Genomic DNA, 16273 nt, shown 5'->3' with positions numbered 1-16273 from the left:
ACAATTCAATGAAAATCGTCTCCTATAACGTAAACGGAATTAGAGCAGCAATAAACAAGGGGTTTTTAGAATGGTTACAGCAAACTGACCCCGATGTGATCTGTCTTCAGGAAATAAAAGCAAATAAAGAACAGTTAGATCTCGATCTGTTTTCAGAAGCCGGATATCCACATAATTACTGGTACAGTGCTCAGAAAAAAGGATATAGTGGTGTTGCTATTCTATCAAAAACGAAACCTGATCATGTAGAGTATGGTACCGGGATTGATTATATGGATTTTGAAGGTCGTAACCTGAGAGCTGATTTTAATGGAGTATCGGTAATGAGTTTATACCTACCCAGTGGCACCAATATGGATCGTTTGGAACATAAGCTAAAATATATGGCAGATTTTCAAACCTATATAAATGAATTAAAAAAAGAGCATCCCAACCTGGTGATACTAGGAGATTATAACATCTGTCATAAAGCAATCGATATTCATGATCCAGTACGTAATAAAAAAGTATCAGGGTTTTTGCCAGTAGAGCGTGAGTGGATAGGTAATTTTATGGATAGTGGTTTTATAGATTCTTTCAGGCATTTTAATACAGAACCACATCAATATTCATGGTGGAGTTATAGAGCTAATGCCAGAGCGAATAATAAAGGATGGCGTTTGGATTATGGTATGGTATCTCAACCTTTACAAGATAATTTAAAAAGAGCCGTTATTCTATCAGAAGCCAAACATAGTGACCATTGCCCTATTGTAGTCGAATTAGATGTGTAGATTTTGTTGACGAAATTAAAAATATAGTAACCCCATAAACAACATAAAATGATAAAAAGAATTGTATCTGTTATACTTGTTGGTACTCTTATGACTTCTTGTGTTTCTTCTAAAGTATACAAAGAATTGGAAAGCAAGTATGCCCGTCTGAAGCGAGAAAATCGTAAAACCAAAGACGAATTAGCAGCTTTAGAAAAAACAAGTGATGCCACTAGAAAGGCATTAGAACAATTAGATGCCGAATATCAAAAGGTTAAAACCGAAAGAGATGATTTACAAGGAAAATATAATGCTGCACAAGCCAATTATGAAAACTTAAAAGATTCGTATGATGCGTTAGAGAAGAACAGTTCGGCGGCTATAGCAGCAAATAGTAAGAAAAACAGAGAACTGCTAAAACAACTGGAAGAAAAAGAAAGAGCTCTGGCCGAAGAACGTAATCGTTTGGATGCATTACAGAGAGATCTGGCTTCTCGTTCTAAACGAGTAGATGAATTAGAAGGATTGATTGCCGCCAAAGATGCCAAAATGCAGGCGCTTAAAAATGCAATATCCAAAGCACTACGAAATTTTGAAGGCAAAGGTCTTACTGTAGAAGAGCGTAATGGTAAAGTCTATATCTCTATGGAAAACAAACTACTGTTCGAATCTGGTAGTTGGGCAGTAGGAGCCCAAGGACAAAAAGCGGTAAAACAATTAGGTAAAGTATTGGGTGATAATACCGATATCGCTGTTTTGATAGAAGGACATACCGATAATGTACCGTATACAGGAAATGGGCAGCTATCTGGTAACTGGGATTTGTCTACCAAGAGAGCTACTGCCATTGTAAATATTTTGTTGCAAAACCAGAAAATTGACCCGCAAAACATTACTGCGGCTGGTAGAGGAGAGTTTGCCCCTGTAGCCTCTAATGATAATAGTACAGGAAAAAGTAAAAACAGACGAATAGAAGTGATCCTAACTCCAAAATTGGATGAAATCACTAAGCTGTTGAATGATATATAAGAAGTAATTAAATATAAAAAGAGCGACACATTGTGTCGCTCTTTTGTTTGAAAAAGAATTGTATTTTAATTAAATAAATCCTTCAAAATATTCTCTACATCAACATCTTGATTCTCTGCTAATGATGTCTTTAGTTTTAAAAGCTTGGCATGAAAAGTTTCAATCACACGTTCAGCATTCATTTTATCTAATAAAATATCCTTACCTGCAGTAGTCAATAGATGATATTCAAAGTGATTTAAATGCTTAGGTTTAGATGGATCTAATTTTTTTTGTACCGATATAGTTCCTTTACCAGTAATAACAGAAATCACATTACCTGCTGCAGCCACTTTATCAGTTTGTTCACCAAGATCAGTAGCTAAGGAGTATACCCTATCAAATACAACTTTTTGGGTTTTCCAATCTTCTTGAGCTTGAAGTGATAATCCTGCGCATAGTACAAATGCAAGTAGAAATAATTTTTTCATAATGTTTGGGTGTTAAAATAATGTATTATAGTTTATAGGTTAATTACACCGGTTATCAGAACGTGATAAAATTTATTTTATTGTTAAAATAACCTTAAAAATTGCCTCAAAATAGGTAATTTATTTGATAAAAACCAAAAAGCATGCCACGTATTTAGTAAACAAAAATAAAATCCTTAATTATGCATATAATGAAAAAGCATACTGTTTTTATATAAAAATATAAAAATAAGGAAAGCAAGTAACAAAAGGACGTTACCAAACGTTTATTATACCAATTAATTTAAAACTTTAGAACAAATGAAGAGGCTACCCATTTTTGTAATATTAATAGTATCCATGATCAAAGGAGTAAGCCAGGAAAGCGAAGAAGGGTACCAGAATGAAGAAGAAATACAAAGTGAAGAAGAGGTGCAGGAAGATGAAAAAGGAGAAAACAACTACTTAGACATCTATGAATATTTTAATTTCACCAATGATGAATATTCCAATGCCTTGGATAAGGTAAATGATATGGATCCAGAAGATCAAAATGTCCTATATACGTTGGTAGTAGAAGTCCAAAAAGATAAAGTATTAAAAGATCGCTTGTTCGGGGAGTTGATCGCAAAACCCAAAAAAAAGAATCCTTTTAGAGGTAAAGACAGCCCAGGGTTTACCTGTATCCTACGTGGTCTTATAGAAAACAAAACAATATATAATGAGGTTATTAAAGACGGAGGCTCTGAGGATCGGGCCAGAAATGTCGCAGCCCTCGCCGAAAGAACTGTTCGGAGAAAATGTGGTATCGCCAAAAAAGTGAATAAACCATAGCATGAATTGTTTCTATATTCCAGTAAATTCGAGTCACAGGCGGTGTAAATCAATATTTTGGCGAAAAACATGTCTGGGCAAGCTCGGTAGAACTATCGAGACCCAATTGTGGTAATTAGGTTGTATTGCATCTCGATAGCTCTGCTGAGCCTGTCGAAGTACAATTTTATCAACCGCTATCGCTAATGATAAAATTACTCGATGAGAGAGTAGGCGTATTGTGATGATTGAAGTACTATTGTCTGTTCGAGTGTTTTGTGAAACATAGTGAAGCAAAATGTATCGAGAATTGATCACTTACCGAAACGCTTCTTGCTTAAATTTGGAAGCATATCATACTCATTATTTATTAATGCTTCTTTTTTTGATTTAGACCATTTTTTAATTTGTTTTTCTTTTTCAATAGCGATATTAATGTCGGTAAACTCACAGTAAAAAACTAAATGTACTGGTCTTCTTGATGAGGTATAAGAATTCTTATAGCATCCCGAATGATGCTGAAATAATCTTTTTTCAAGATTAGAAGTCACTCCTGTATAATAAGTTTTATCCGAGCATTTTAATATATGCGTAATAAATTTTCACTTTAGTAAAATTACAAATTGAAACGCTTCTCGATACAATTTATTTTCCGTTACCACTACAAATAAACCACTCGAAGAGACAATAGGGTACATTGTGATGATTGAAGTACTATTGTCGGATCGAGTGTTTTGTGAAACATAGTGAAGCAAAATAGTACTTCGGCAAGGCCTGTCCTGAGTTTATCGAAGGGGTATCGTCCTAAGTTTATATATTTTTGTTAATCCTAGCAATGTGAGTCCGATATAACTTTTAAGCTAATCAGAAGCCGTCAAATTGAGTGGTTTTTCGGAATGAAATGGAGAAAAATTGTATCGAAATTAGGCTTTTGATGAAAAATTCACTTGTCTTCTATAGCTCTGCTGAGCTTGGTCGAAGTACAATTTTCTATCGAAAATTACATATTACAAAGTAGACGCTACATCGAATCTGTTGACAAGCAAAGAATAAAAAATAAGTAATGAGACGATATAAACCTATATCTTTGTTATCAATCCTACCCAAAGATCATCTATAGAGAAACATACTTTTATTAGATGATCTATTTTTAGAACAGTACACTTCTCTTTAAAGAGATAGAACTATGTATGTGATAAAATATAAAACTATAATTTCGTTTATTGATCAAAGCTCTCTTATGAAAAAATTAGCATCGATTTTTCTAACCTCCTTTTTCTCTATTATTTTGTGTGTTTTATCGTTACAGGCTACTCATGCACAAGTAACAAATGATACTTTGCTAGCTTTTCAATACTATAAAAAAGCAGATTCGTTATTGGTACATAGGTATTCAGATAGTTCTATCGTTTATTTTAAAAAAGCTTTGTCTATTTATGAAAAAGCCAAAGCCCAGGAACGTGTTGTAGCTTGTTATAACGGATTGTCATCAAACTACATCTTTTTAATTGAAGATGAAAAGGCAATGTCTTCTATGCGACAGGCATTGTCTTTATGTAATACTCATAAATTAGATCAGCAAAAATCAAAAGTTCTGGATAATTTAGGAGATTATTATTATTACATAAAATCCAATAATAAAAAAGCCGAAGAATATTATAAAAAAGCATTAAACATTCGAGAAAAACTAGCTTTTCAATACCCTTCAGATTTATACAATTTCTATATTAATTTGGCCAGGATAAATATTTATAAAGGTAAGTATGAAGACGTAAGAAAAAATGTTGAAAAGGCACTTGCTTTAATTACTAAACATCATGGATCTAGTCATTATAAAATAGCAGATATCTATGATATAAAGGGGCATTATCATCTCCGAAAATGGAATTTCGAACAAGCACGTGATAATTTTGAAAAAAGTCTTAACATCAGGAAAAAATATTTTGGCGAAAACAATTTGCAAACAAGTTCTTCTATTAGTAAATTGGGAATATATCATTATATTAAGGGAGAAATCGATACTGCAATCAAGTATCAAAATAAAGTATTAGCTATTGAAAAATCTTTTTTTGGTGAAGGCCATTTAAAACTAAGAAAAGTTAATGTTAATCTGGCCAATTCATACAAAGAACAAGGGTTTTATGACCTGGCGTCAGAAATATTAGTGAAGACTTCGAAAATGATCCGAAAGGAGTTAGGAGAGGATCACTTAGACCTTTATCTTGTTTATTATAATCTTGCCAGTATATATTATTTTACAGGGCGTTTGAATATGGCTCTTGACTTCAATCGGAGAATCATTCGTCTATTAGAAAAAAACAATCAAGACGATAGAGAGTTTGCTTTTATTTATAACAAAATGGGGCTTATTTATATAGAAATGGACAACTATATAAAAGCAATAGAGTGTTTAAAAAAGTCAATTGATTTAAAAGAAAAAGTTTATGGGGAAAGTCATATCGCTATTGCAGATGGTTATAATAACTTAGGAACAGTATATATGCTTAAAGATGAAAAGGATAAAGCGCTTCAATTTTTCATGAAATCCCTAAAGATTAAAAACAAAAGATATAAAGGAAGTCATGTATCTCTTGCCAATAGTTATAAAGAAATAGGTCAATTATATACTAGAGGTAAGAATATAGATCTTGCCTTAAAATACCTTCAAGATGCTTTAGAAATAAGAATTAGTGAATATGGAGAAAATAACCCTAGAGTATCTCATATTTACAACCTAATAGGAAATGCTAATTTGGCTAATGATAACTATATTTTGGCTATTTCTAACTTCAAAAAAGCAGTTGGATCAAACCAAAGATCTAATTCTTCAACAGAAGTAAAGTTTTCTAATTTTTTGAATCATAGTATTTTATTGAGTTCTTATGAAGGGCAAGCTAAAGCATATTTATTGGCATACAGAAAAAGTTTGAATACGAATAACCTTTTGAAAAGCCAGAAACAATGTAAAATTTCGGATTCTTTGATACGTTTTGCAAGGTTTCATAATACGAATTACAAGGACAAAGTATTTTTTTCTAAAAAGGCTAAAGATATTAATAAGATTGCAATAGAAGGATCATTGTTGCTGTACAATAATGATATTTTAGATTTACAAGATGTTCTTTATTTTTCTGAAAAAAGTAAAGCAAACACTTTAATAGAATTGATTAATAATGATTCTAAAAGGTTTTCAGGATTACCTGAAAAGATAATAAAATTCGAAAAAAAATTAAAAATTGACAGATCCTATTATCAATCAAAAATCCAAAAAGAAAAATCTGAATCAAGTAAATTAATAGAATTCAAAAATAAATTATTTAGTATAAACAGGAAGCAAGATTCATTAAATGAGGTATTAGAAAAGAACTACCCTAAATATTACCATTTAAAGTATAATGACAAAGTAATTTCAATTGTCGATATTCAAAAAAAGTTAGATCAAGAAACTACTTTATTAGAATACTTTACTGCAGATAGTATCACCTATGCTTTTACGATTTCTAAACATGATATTAGTGTACAAGAACTATCGACTCCAAAACTTACCGAGCAAATCGAGGCATTTCGTAAAAGTATTATTGCCAAAAACACAGGAGCATATAAACAACAAGCATATGCTTTGTATAATACACTTATAGCACCGGTTAAAGATAAATTAGTCGGGGATCAATTGATCATAATCCCCGATGGACCGCTATGGCATCTTAACTTTGAGTTATTGCTCACTCAAAAAGACGATTCTAATAATCCAGCTCTCTTATCGTATTTACTTAAGAAATATGCGGTTACTTATGCCAATTCTGCAAATCTGTTGTTTACTACTTTTAAAAGTGATTTGACAACTAAACCATTACAAGAATGTCTGGCGTTTTCTTTTTCAGATAGTACTCAAACTACAGAAACCCGTACAATGAGTATGGCTACACTAAGAGATACTGGTGGTGATCTACCAGGAACCCGTAAAGAGATCAAAGCTATTTCTGATATCATCGATGGGCAATACTATTTTGGATCACAAGCTATAGAAGCTAATTTTAAGAGCAATGCAGGTCAATACAACATCTTACACCTAGCACTACATGGAGAGGTAGATAATGAACGCCCAGAGAACTCTAAACTCTATTTTACCAAGAGTAAAGACACCATAGAAGACAACCTGCTCTATAGCCATGAACTGTTCGCTCTGGATATCCCTGCAGAACTCACCGTACTTAGTGCCTGTAATACGGGTAGTGGTAAGATTGCCAAAGGAGAAGGGATTATGAGTTTGGGGACTGCTTTTCAGTATGCAGGAACCAAAAGTTTGTTACTCACCAGCTGGGAGGTATCAGATCAAACGACTCCAGAGTTAATGAAATATTTCTATACCAATCTCAAAGCAGGAATGCATAAAGGAAAAGCCTTACAGCAAGCTAAACTACAGTACCTGAGCACTGCTAATATAAACCGCACCGATCCTTTTTATTGGGGAGGATTTTACCTGGTAGGTGATACTACTGCAATGCAGTTTAATAACGATACCCAACTATATTGGGTTTTAGGATTAGGTGTTGTAGGAATCATGCTTTTGATGATATTTTTGCATAGAAGGAAAAATGGGAATGTAAAATTATAAATATACTTCAACAGGTCTGTTCTGAGCTTGTCGAAGGGCCTAGTACAGGCACTGTCAAAGGGTTATTAAGTTATAGATTTACTTCGATAAGATTGGTAATTGGTTAAGTATTATGGATAATTCAAGTTAAATACCTACTTTTGCACAAGTTCTTTGGTATAAAACCATACTCCATAGTTTATGAATTTATGTTTAATTTTTAAAACTATGTATGATGAATTGGAAAATTCAAAAACTATTGAATGGTGAGACTATTGTCTCCAAAGAACCTGGTAATTCTATGTTACCCATCTTAAAATCAAAACAACCTGTAATTCTTGAACCCGTAGATTGGGAAGATTGTGAAGCAGGAGATATTGTTTTTTGTAAAGTAAGAGGGAATTGTTTTACGCATTTGGTCAAAGGAAAAAATGCTAAACGAGGATTGCTGATCGGTAATAACCGAGGACGCCTGAATGGGTGGACCAAAAATGTATATGGTAAAGTAATTGAAATATTACCGATGCCATAGAGATAGCGCTGAGAGCGCTTTTTTTGTTTGTATACTGCATATTTTTAAACATAAAGGAGTTTTCTAAGCTCTAGATTTCTGATCAAGTCTGATGACAAATCTATCCAAATAACGACTAGATAATACCTTAAAAATGAGAGTTCCCTCATTCAAAACCACCATTCCCTCATTCTGTGTTTTGTAAAACGATAGTGTGCCTTACTTTTGAGTAAACCAATGAACATATGATTACTTTAATCTATAGATTAAACTTGGAATAGGGGTTCAAATAAAGTAAAAATAGAAAGGAAAAAATGTAGCATTTATGTATAGAGAGAAGCTTTTATAGGTTCATTCCTAAAATATATTTGATGGATGCTGGAGGAATAATTTTAGGTTGGTTTAGTGTGTGAAACGGATGCGGCAAGGGGTAGTCGTATCCGTTTTAATTAAAAAAAGAGCTTCTTATATAAGAAGCTCTTTTCTGGTTAAAATAAGGAAGTCAGTAACTTGGTATCACCCTTTTTTACTTGGATCAAACCATTCTCCCCTAGCGTTGGTATATACCGTTTTAGTGTCGTTACCTATGGTAAGGATTAATTTGTAATTTCCAATCTTATCAGTATAGGCTTCAGAAATACTAGCTTCTGGAAAATCTTTTTCTACAGCAGCTTTAATGATTTCAGAAAGCTTGTCTATTTTAACTTGCTTATAATCCTCCTGATTGGTAGAAGCTTCAGTTTTAGTAATTGGCAGAGCTTCTTCGACTTCTTGTGCAGATACGGTTTGGAATGAAAATAGGACAACACAGATAGCAGCTATGATACTTATCTTTTTCATATTCTTAGAATTAATTTTGTTATACTTTATTATGTAAAAAGAAATTATCATTCCAGAATATGAAACATTTTATTTTTTAATTTAAATAATTGATTATAAGTAATTTATGTAATAAATGTTTTTAACTCGTTATTTCAAAACTGTTGATTTGGTATGCTGATTGTGGATTTATTTCACATCTAGAAAGAAAAGATGCAGAGGTGTGGGTTGTGTTTTAATCAGATTTATTATGATAATTTTTACACTAACTAAGAGAAGAGTTTCTACTTTTGATCAAAAACTGATTTGAAGTTTTTTTATTCTCAACTTAAAAATTTATAACCAAAAGAATGAAGTACACTACATTACCAGGTACAGATATACGAGTAAGTAAAATATGTCTGGGAAGCATGACCTGGGGTGAACAAAATACAGAAGAAGAAGGACATCAACAGTTGGACTATGCGATTGATCAGGGGATTAATTTTATTGATACTGCAGAGTTGTATTCTGTTCCGGCAGATAAAAAAACCCAGGGAAGCACAGAAAGAATTATTGGAACGTGGTTAAAAAAAACAAACAAACGGGATGATGTAGTTATCGCTACAAAAATTGTTGGCCCGAGAGATTTTGTTAATCATATTCGTACAGGAGGTTTTACAAAAGCAGAGTTTACTGATGCAATACATAAAAGTCTGCAACGATTACAAACGGATTATATTGATTTATACCAACTGCATTGGCCAGAACGAGAGACCAATTTCTTTGGAGTTAGAGGGTATACTCATGACGAATCAGAGCAATGGAAAGATAATTTTGGAGAGGTGTTAAGCTATCTTCAGGATTTTGTTGCAGCAGGAAAAATAAGACAAATAGGTCTTTCTAATGAAACGCCTTATGGAGTAATGCGCTATGCTGAAGAAGCTCGAAAAGGAGCTCCGAAAATGATTACGGTTCAAAACCCATATAATTTATTAAACCGAAAAGATGAGGTTGGTCTTACCGAAGTTTTGCATCGCGAAAATATTGGGCATTTACCCTATTCTCCTCTTGGTTTTGGGCAATTAACAGGAAAATACCTTGATGAAACTCCAAAAAACGCCAGGGTAACCTTATTTCCTCAATTTGCAAGATATCACAACGAGAAATCGTTTGAAGCAACAAGAGCTTATAATGAGATAGCAAAAAAACATGGTATAAGTTTAACTCAAATGGCTTTGGCATTTATAAATGATCGTCCTTTTGTAACTAGTAATATTATTGGTGCTACATCATTGGATCAGTTAAAAGAAAATATTGGTAGTATCGATATTACCCTTTCTGATACGATTTTAGATGAGATAGAGGCGGTACATGAAAATAATCCTAATCCGGCTCCTTAGCCAAACAAAAACTCAACTACATCTTCAATTTTGGCAACCATCTGAATTTGAATTTGAGTATTTTGTAGGGATATTTTATTGTATTTAGAAACAAAGATAGTAGAGAAACCTAGTTTCTCTGCTTCTTGTATACGTTGTTCTACTTTGGTTACCGGGCGTATTTCTCCTGCCAGGCCAACCTCTGCAGCAAAGCAAAAGTCTTTGGGTATAGGTATGTCTTCACTTGAAGATAATATTGCTGCAACTACTGCCAGATCAATTGCAGGATCATCTACAGAGATGCCACCTGTGATATTAAGGAATACATCTTTGGCTCCTAATCTAAAACCAGCGCGTTTCTCTAAAACTGCAAGGATCATATTAAGACGTTTGAGATTGTATCCTGTTGCGCTACGTTGAGGTGTTCCGTATACAGCGGTGCTTACTAAGGCTTGTACTTCTATCATGAGTGGCCGCATACCCTCTACAGTAGAGGCTATAACTGTACCGCTCAATTCTTCTTCTTTTTTAGAGATCAGGATTTCACTGGGATTCGTAACTTCACGAAGACCGCTTCCTTGCATTTCGTAAATTCCTAACTCAGAAGTAGACCCAAATCTATTTTTTAAAGCACGTAAAATTCTGTATACATGGTTTCGATCTCCTTCAAATTGTAGTACAGTATCAACCATATGCTCCAGGATTTTTGGGCCGGCGATATTGCCATCTTTTGTGATATGACCAATCAATACCACAGGTGTTGCAGTTTCTTTGGCAAACTTGATTAATTCTGTAGTGCATTCTCTGATCTGAGAAATACTTCCTGGACTACTTTCAATATAATCACTGTGTAAGGTTTGGATAGAATCTATAATAACAATATCGGGTTGAGTCTCCTCAATTTGCCTAAAGATATTTTGAGTCTTGGTTTCGGTAAGAATTAAGCAATTATCCGTTTTAGAATAAATACGTTCTGCACGCATCTTGATTTGCTGTTGACTTTCTTCTCCAGAAACATATAATGTTTTATATGGTAATTTAAGACTGATTTGTAATAGTAATGTACTTTTTCCTATTCCTGGTTCGCCTCCTAGTAGTGTTAAAGAGCCAGGTACCAATCCTCCTCCAAGTACCCGATTTAATTCTGCATCATCTGTATTATATCGTGCTTCCTGGCTAGTGTCAATTTCTGAAATCCGTAAGGGCTTTGCTGTTTTATTTGTTTTAGAGCTAGATGTAGCACTTTTCCAGTCACTTGCTGAAGCTTTTTGAACGACTTCTTCGGCAATAGTATTCCACTCCTTACACGATGTACATTGTCCTTGCCATTTGGAATATTGTGCTCCACAATTCTGACAGAAAAAAACAGTTTTGATCTTAGCCATAGAAGATTGATAAGAGTGTAAAAATACTATTATTTTGATAATACCGTAAACAAAAATGAACTCTTAAAACAAGTATCAAATATTTTGTTCGAATTTAAAAAATCAATCTTCTTAATCGGAAATACAATATCTATATATAGTATTCACAGGCCTATCTATGAATATTTAACCAACAAAATCATACGTAGCTATCAAAAACAAAAAGATCCTGAAAAACAAGATCTTTTTTTATGTACGTGATTGATAAGTTTACCAGCCAAAATCTTCTTTAATTTTGTTGACTTTATCCAGCATATAATCTTTAGTTAAGAAAGCAACTTCAGAAAGCTGAAAACCACTTTCATAAGCTCTCATAGCTTTTTTAGGTTCTCCTGTTTGCTCATAGAACATACCTAAATAATAATATCCCAGCATTAAATCAGAATGCTCTTTTATAGCTAACTTACCTAAAGGTTCTAATTCTGACCAGTTTTCATTCTTTTCGAGAGCGGTAGATACTGCAATAAAATCGTTGATTCTTATTTTACGCTTTATACCATACAACTTTTCTGTAGTTTTATACATATCTACAAGATAGTCATAGGGCGAAGTTTCTAGTGTAAGGAGAACTTCTTTGTAAGTTTTCTTACTGATTGGGCGATACATTTCAAAAATACCTTCGAGGGCATTAGGGATAGCTTTTCCAACCAAAGTATAGTGAGAAGATTCTTCAAAATTATCAAAGAAATAACTCATTTCAGTATTTTCTATTGTAGACAGCTTTTCATCTAGAGCAATGAGGTTCTTTTTGATATTATCGGCATCATTAGTTGCAGTAGCCAGATAATACCAAATATCAGAAGAAATCTCTAATTTACTTGAAATTCGATCTCCCATTGGTGGTCCTAATTCTGGACTAATGCATATATATCCCTGAAAAATAGGATTGTCTTTAAATAAAAAGTAATTTATAAAATTAGCGGTATAGTCATGTCCAACAATAATTTTAAGTTGTGCAGTACGATAAGTTTCATTAAGATAAGGAACAAGCTCCTGCCCTATAAATTCAAAGAATTCTGCTCCTTTTAGAGTAGGTAAAAACTCTGCAGTATCATACCTGCAATCATCTTCTCTGGTTTTTCTTTGATTAACACCAACAACAATTGATTCAGGCATATCTTCCCAATAGGAAAAGTAATCCACGTTTCCGGCAACAGGTTCGAATAAATAATCCCCATCAAGAACAATAATCAAGGGGTATATTTTATCTTCATTTTTCTTGTAATTACGCGGAAGCTGAATTTTTAACTCTCTACTTTGGTCTAATTTGATAGATCTGAAAGACTCATATATTGTTTGACCATAACTGGAAACAACAAAAATACAAGCTATAATAAGAGTCACACTTTTTTTCATAAGTATTAGGATTAAGGTTAAGCAAGGGACAATATATAAATTATTTCCTTATTTTTCTCTGTTTAAAATAGGGAGAAACAAAAAGGATAACGCCCCAATGATTATATTTATTGCGGTTTGCGAGCCCCATAATATCCAGCCAAAAGCTTCTCCCGCTGGTTTTTCGATATCAAAAAGCAGTAAAATTGTAGCAATGGCGATAGGAAATGCACCAATACCTCCATTGGTGGTAGACATAGCAAATGATCCTGCTACAAAGGTTGCTAATATGGGGCCTATAGATAAAGAAGTGGTTTCGGGAACCGTAAATTTGATGATATAAAACATCCCTATATAAAGTGTCCAAATAAAAAAAGTATGAAACACAAAAGCTCTTTTTTGCCTTATCTTAGAAATGCTTTTTACTCCTTCTAAAAGACCATTTCCAAAATTTCGTAATTTAATAAGTAATGGATTGCTAGAGGTTTTTATGATTTTTAAGAATGCTATTCCGGCAATTAATAGCCCTAATAAAACAGTAAGAGTGATAAAAGGACTTGCAATTTTTTCTTCTAAGTACGATAATAGAAGTTCTGATTGAAAAAGCAGTGTGATGCCTATTATTAGTAAAAGCATTAGCAAATCAATAACTCGTTCTGAGATAATGGTTCCGAAAGCTTTTTTAAAAGGAACACCTTCATATGTTGATATTGTACCTCCACGTAGAATTTCTCCAGATCTTGGGATTCCTAGATTCGCAAGGTATCCCACCATAACGGCCATAAAACTATTTGATAGTTTGATCGGGTATCCTAAAGGTTCTAATAAAAATTTCCAACGGTATGCTCTTGAGAGATGAGAAATAATTCCCATAATAACAGAAAGGATAACCCACTTAGGGTCTGCTTGTGTGATATACTGAAGCGTTTTTTGTCTTTCTTCTGGAGTTGCCGAAGCGATAGAATACCAAATTAAAAAAACTCCCAATGCTAAAGGGAGTATAATTTTAAGAAACTTTATAAGTTTAGGGTTCACATTTATTTTAATAAATTATTTTCCTCGTTTGGGAAAAGAAGTCTTGGTTTGAAGTTTTTAGCTTCTTCAATATCCATCATGGCATAGGTGATTAGTATTAATACATCTCCTTTTGCTACTTTTCGAGCAGCAGCACCATTTAATGTAATTTCACCACTGTTTCTAGGTCCTGGGATAGCGTAAGTTTCTAAACGTTCTCCATTATTATTATTTACAATCTGTACCTTTTCTCCCTCAACAATATTAGCAGCATCCATTAGATCTTGATCTATAGTTATACTACCGATATAATTAAGATCGGCACCAGTCACTTTAACGCGATGAATTTTTGATTTTACTACGTGTACAAACATGTTACAAAGTTAGTTATTTTTAATTTAGGGCAATGTTATCAATGAGTCTTATTTCTCCTGCAAATACAGCTATAAAAGCTCTGTATTTAGTATCTTTTTGTTTTCGTTTAATGGATTTTAAGTCAGATACCTTTGCAATTTCAAAGTATTCTAATTTTAATTCATCATTATTTTTGAATTGTTCTGACACCCATTTGTTTAAGATATGAACACTTTTTGTGCCAAAGTCTTTTTTTACCTGTTTCAGGATTGAATAAATCAAGGGAGATTCATTAAGTTGTTTCTGGTCTAGCCTTTTGTTTCGAGAACTTAAAGCCAATCCGTTTTTTTCTCTATAAATAGGACAACCAATGATTTGAACTGACATTTTTTCAATTTCAACTAATTTTTTAACAATTTGAAGTTGTTGAAAATCTTTTTCGCCAAAGTATGCTTTATTTGGATTGACAATAGTAAAGAAATGTTTTAAGACCGTCCCAACTCCATCAAAATGACCAGGCCTGTATTTGCCTTCCATTTCGTTTTCTAACCCTTCAAAATCATAATTAGTTGATGACATTTGGTCTCCATAGACCTCTTTTGGCGTAGGAGCGAATACAATTATTTCTTTAGATAACTCTGATAAAAGTTCAATATCAGAATCCAAAGTTCGAGGATAATTAACCAAATCTTCGGTAGTATTAAATTGTGTGGGGTTCACAAAAATACTAACTATAACTTTTTGATTTTCCTTGAGAGCTCTTTCTATCAGTGCAAGATGACCCTTGTGCAATGCTCCCATAGTAGGAACAAATCCAATGGTTTTGTTCTGCTTATTAAAAGCTGCAACATCTTCTAGTATATCTCGTCTTTTTCCGTGTAACCGCATTTGGTGTATAACTTAAAGGCGTGCAAAAATAAGATATTACTGGCAGACTGCATAAATTTTCGTAATTTTGCAAAATTAATTCCAAAAGGAGGACGATAAAAGTATCGATTATATGAAAGATAAGAGGATATTGTATGTATCATCAGAAGTAATACCTTACCTGCCAGAGACTGAAATCTCATCTATGTCTTTTGAAGCGCCAAGAATGGTAAATAATAAAGGGGGTCAAATAAGAATTTTTATGCCTAGATATGGCAATATCAATGAAAGGAGGCATCAGTTGCACGAAGTAATTCGGCTTTCAGGTATGAATTTAGTAATTAATGACCTAGATATGCCTCTTATTATTAAAGTTGCTTCTATTCCAAAAGAACGAATGCAAGTTTATTTTATCGATAATGAGGATTATTTTAAAAGAAAAGCAACATTAACTGATGAAGAAGGGAAATTATTTCCTGATAATGATGAGAGAGCAATCTTTTTTGCTAAAGGAGTGATCGAAACAGTTAAGAAGTTAAACTGGTCACCAGATGTGATTCATGTACATGGATGGTTAGCTTCTCTTTTGCCATTATACTTAAAGAATTATTATGCTAATGAACCTCTTTTTGGTCATAGTAAAATTGTTACTTCTGTATATAATAATGGTTATGACGGGATATTGGATAAGAATATGATGGAAAAAGTAAAGTTTGATGGAATAGCTGAAGAAAAAATAAGTGATTTAGCTCAGCCAACATATAGTAACCTTATGAAGGTGGCTGTGGATAATTCTGATGCAATTATTGTGGGATCCGAAGAAATTCCATCAGAACTTGTTGAGCATTTAAAAACAATAGACCAACCAGTTTTAGAATATAAAAAACCAGATGAATTTGCTGATGCCTATGAAACCTTCTATCAGACAGAGGTATTGGTGTAAGCAAAACG

15 protein-coding genes are annotated in these 16273 nt (G+C 33.2%); 7 read left to right on the top strand and 8 right to left on the bottom strand.

Annotation, left to right across the window (positions count from 1 at the left end):
• Positions 1 to 8: 8 nt before the first annotated feature.
• Entirely contained in the window at positions 9 to 773 is a 765-nt protein-coding gene (locus tag AAFU52_RS07365; RefSeq protein ID WP_024768342.1) for an exodeoxyribonuclease III, read from the top strand.
• 48 nt (positions 774 to 821) lie between these two features.
• Positions 822 to 1781, top strand: coding sequence for an OmpA/MotB family protein (locus tag AAFU52_RS07360; protein WP_024768341.1), 960 nt, complete (start codon positions 822 to 824; stop codon positions 1779 to 1781).
• 65 nt (positions 1782 to 1846) lie between these two features.
• On the opposite strand, the gene AAFU52_RS07355 is transcribed toward AAFU52_RS07360, so the two are convergent.
• Positions 1847 to 2251 carry a hypothetical protein gene (locus AAFU52_RS07355; protein ID WP_024768340.1) on the bottom strand — a complete coding sequence of 135 codons (405 nt, stop codon included), beginning with the start codon at positions 2249 to 2251 and terminating at the stop codon, positions 1847 to 1849.
• A gap of 300 nt (positions 2252 to 2551) precedes the next feature.
• Here AAFU52_RS07355 and AAFU52_RS07350 point away from each other — a divergent pair, with 300 nt between their 5' ends.
• The gene (locus AAFU52_RS07350; protein ID WP_152538425.1) at positions 2552 to 3064 is read left to right on the top strand and encodes a hypothetical protein; all 513 of its coding nucleotides are present in this window, start codon (positions 2552 to 2554) and stop codon (positions 3062 to 3064) included.
• Between the two features lie 293 nt (positions 3065 to 3357).
• On the opposite strand, the gene AAFU52_RS07345 is transcribed toward AAFU52_RS07350, so the two are convergent.
• Positions 3358 to 3594 carry a GIY-YIG nuclease family protein gene (locus AAFU52_RS07345; protein WP_438425978.1) on the bottom strand — a complete coding sequence of 79 codons (237 nt, stop codon included), beginning with the start codon at positions 3592 to 3594 and terminating at the stop codon, positions 3358 to 3360.
• A gap of 689 nt (positions 3595 to 4283) precedes the next feature.
• Here AAFU52_RS07345 and AAFU52_RS07340 point away from each other — a divergent pair.
• Together AAFU52_RS07340 and AAFU52_RS07335 are read left to right on the top strand one after the other, a co-directional pair.
• Positions 4284 to 7658 (top strand): CHAT domain-containing protein, encoded by a 3375-nt coding sequence (locus tag AAFU52_RS07340; RefSeq protein WP_438425977.1) that lies wholly within the window; start codon positions 4284 to 4286, stop codon positions 7656 to 7658.
• A 214-nt stretch (positions 7659 to 7872) separates the two neighbouring features.
• Entirely contained in the window at positions 7873 to 8169 is a 297-nt protein-coding gene (locus AAFU52_RS07335) for a phage repressor protein (protein ID WP_206538787.1), read from the top strand.
• Positions 8170 to 8664: 495 nt separating this feature from the next.
• On the opposite strand, the gene AAFU52_RS07330 is transcribed toward AAFU52_RS07335, so the two are convergent.
• Positions 8665 to 8988, bottom strand: coding sequence for a hypothetical protein (locus tag AAFU52_RS07330; RefSeq protein ID WP_438425976.1), 324 nt, complete (start codon positions 8986 to 8988; stop codon positions 8665 to 8667).
• Positions 8989 to 9317: 329 nt separating this feature from the next.
• Here AAFU52_RS07330 and AAFU52_RS07325 point away from each other — a divergent pair, with 329 nt between their 5' ends.
• Positions 9318 to 10349 (top strand): aldo/keto reductase, encoded by a 1032-nt coding sequence (locus AAFU52_RS07325; RefSeq protein WP_438425975.1) that lies wholly within the window; start codon positions 9318 to 9320, stop codon positions 10347 to 10349.
• Here the strand turns inward: AAFU52_RS07325 and radA are convergent.
• The 5 genes from radA to panC all read right to left on the bottom strand — a co-directional run bounded on the left by radA (position 10346) and on the right by panC (position 15343).
• On the bottom strand, positions 10346 to 11713 hold the full coding sequence (gene radA / locus AAFU52_RS07320; RefSeq protein ID WP_438425974.1) for a DNA repair protein RadA: 1368 nt from the start codon (positions 11711 to 11713) through the stop codon (positions 10346 to 10348). The two genes, AAFU52_RS07325 and radA, sit on opposite strands and share 4 nt — an antisense overlap.
• A 249-nt stretch (positions 11714 to 11962) precedes the next feature.
• A complete protein-coding gene (locus AAFU52_RS07315) occupies positions 11963 to 13108 on the bottom strand; it encodes an alpha/beta hydrolase (RefSeq protein ID WP_024768332.1) in 1146 nt (381 codons plus the stop codon).
• A gap of 48 nt (positions 13109 to 13156) precedes the next feature.
• Positions 13157 to 14122: a lysylphosphatidylglycerol synthase transmembrane domain-containing protein gene (locus AAFU52_RS07310; RefSeq protein WP_438425973.1), complete on the bottom strand. Its 966-nt coding sequence runs from the start codon at positions 14120 to 14122 to the stop codon at positions 13157 to 13159.
• Between the two features lie 2 nt (positions 14123 to 14124).
• Positions 14125 to 14475: an aspartate 1-decarboxylase gene (gene panD, locus AAFU52_RS07305; protein WP_024768330.1), complete on the bottom strand. Its 351-nt coding sequence runs from the start codon at positions 14473 to 14475 to the stop codon at positions 14125 to 14127.
• 19 nt (positions 14476 to 14494) lie between these two features.
• On the bottom strand, positions 14495 to 15343 hold the full coding sequence (gene panC, locus AAFU52_RS07300; RefSeq protein WP_438425972.1) for a pantoate--beta-alanine ligase: 849 nt from the start codon (positions 15341 to 15343) through the stop codon (positions 14495 to 14497).
• A gap of 112 nt (positions 15344 to 15455) precedes the next feature.
• Between panC and AAFU52_RS07295 the strand changes: the two genes are divergently transcribed.
• The gene (locus tag AAFU52_RS07295; RefSeq protein WP_024768328.1) at positions 15456 to 16265 is read left to right on the top strand and encodes a glycogen/starch synthase; all 810 of its coding nucleotides are present in this window, start codon (positions 15456 to 15458) and stop codon (positions 16263 to 16265) included.
• Positions 16266 to 16273 lie beyond the last annotated feature (8 nt).

It is taken from the genome of Aquimarina macrocephali (assembly GCF_051627225.1).
GTDB lineage: Bacteria > Bacteroidota > Bacteroidia > Flavobacteriales > Flavobacteriaceae > Aquimarina > Aquimarina macrocephali.
The sequence above is the reverse complement of the archived record's forward strand: the minus strand, read 5'-3'. Positions and strand labels throughout refer to the sequence as shown.

Bases quoted from the DNA above. Each gene is read 5' to 3' on its own strand.
- AAFU52_RS07365 (WP_024768342.1), top strand. From the start codon at position 9: ATGAAAATCGTCTCCTATAACGTAAACGGAATTAGAGCAGCAATAAAC.
- AAFU52_RS07360 (WP_024768341.1), top strand. From the start codon at position 822: ATGATAAAAAGAATTGTATCTGTTATACTTGTTGGTACTCTTATGACT.
- AAFU52_RS07355 (WP_024768340.1), bottom strand. From the start codon at position 2,251: ATGAAAAAATTATTTCTACTTGCATTTGTACTATGCGCAGGATTATCA.
- AAFU52_RS07350 (WP_152538425.1), top strand. From the start codon at position 2,552: ATGAAGAGGCTACCCATTTTTGTAATATTAATAGTATCCATGATCAAA.
- AAFU52_RS07340 (WP_438425977.1), top strand. From the start codon at position 4,284: ATGAAAAAATTAGCATCGATTTTTCTAACCTCCTTTTTCTCTATTATT.
- AAFU52_RS07335 (WP_206538787.1), top strand. From the start codon at position 7,873: ATGAATTGGAAAATTCAAAAACTATTGAATGGTGAGACTATTGTCTCC.
- AAFU52_RS07330 (WP_438425976.1), bottom strand. From the start codon at position 8,988: ATGAAAAAGATAAGTATCATAGCTGCTATCTGTGTTGTCCTATTTTCA.
- AAFU52_RS07325 (WP_438425975.1), top strand. From the start codon at position 9,318: ATGAAGTACACTACATTACCAGGTACAGATATACGAGTAAGTAAAATA.
- radA (WP_438425974.1), bottom strand. From the start codon at position 11,713: ATGGCTAAGATCAAAACTGTTTTTTTCTGTCAGAATTGTGGAGCACAA.
- AAFU52_RS07315 (WP_024768332.1), bottom strand. From the start codon at position 13,108: ATGAAAAAAAGTGTGACTCTTATTATAGCTTGTATTTTTGTTGTTTCC.
- panD (WP_024768330.1), bottom strand. From the start codon at position 14,475: ATGTTTGTACACGTAGTAAAATCAAAAATTCATCGCGTTAAAGTGACT.
- panC (WP_438425972.1), bottom strand. From the start codon at position 15,343: ATGCGGTTACACGGAAAAAGACGAGATATACTAGAAGATGTTGCAGCT.
- AAFU52_RS07295 (WP_024768328.1), top strand. From the start codon at position 15,456: ATGAAAGATAAGAGGATATTGTATGTATCATCAGAAGTAATACCTTAC.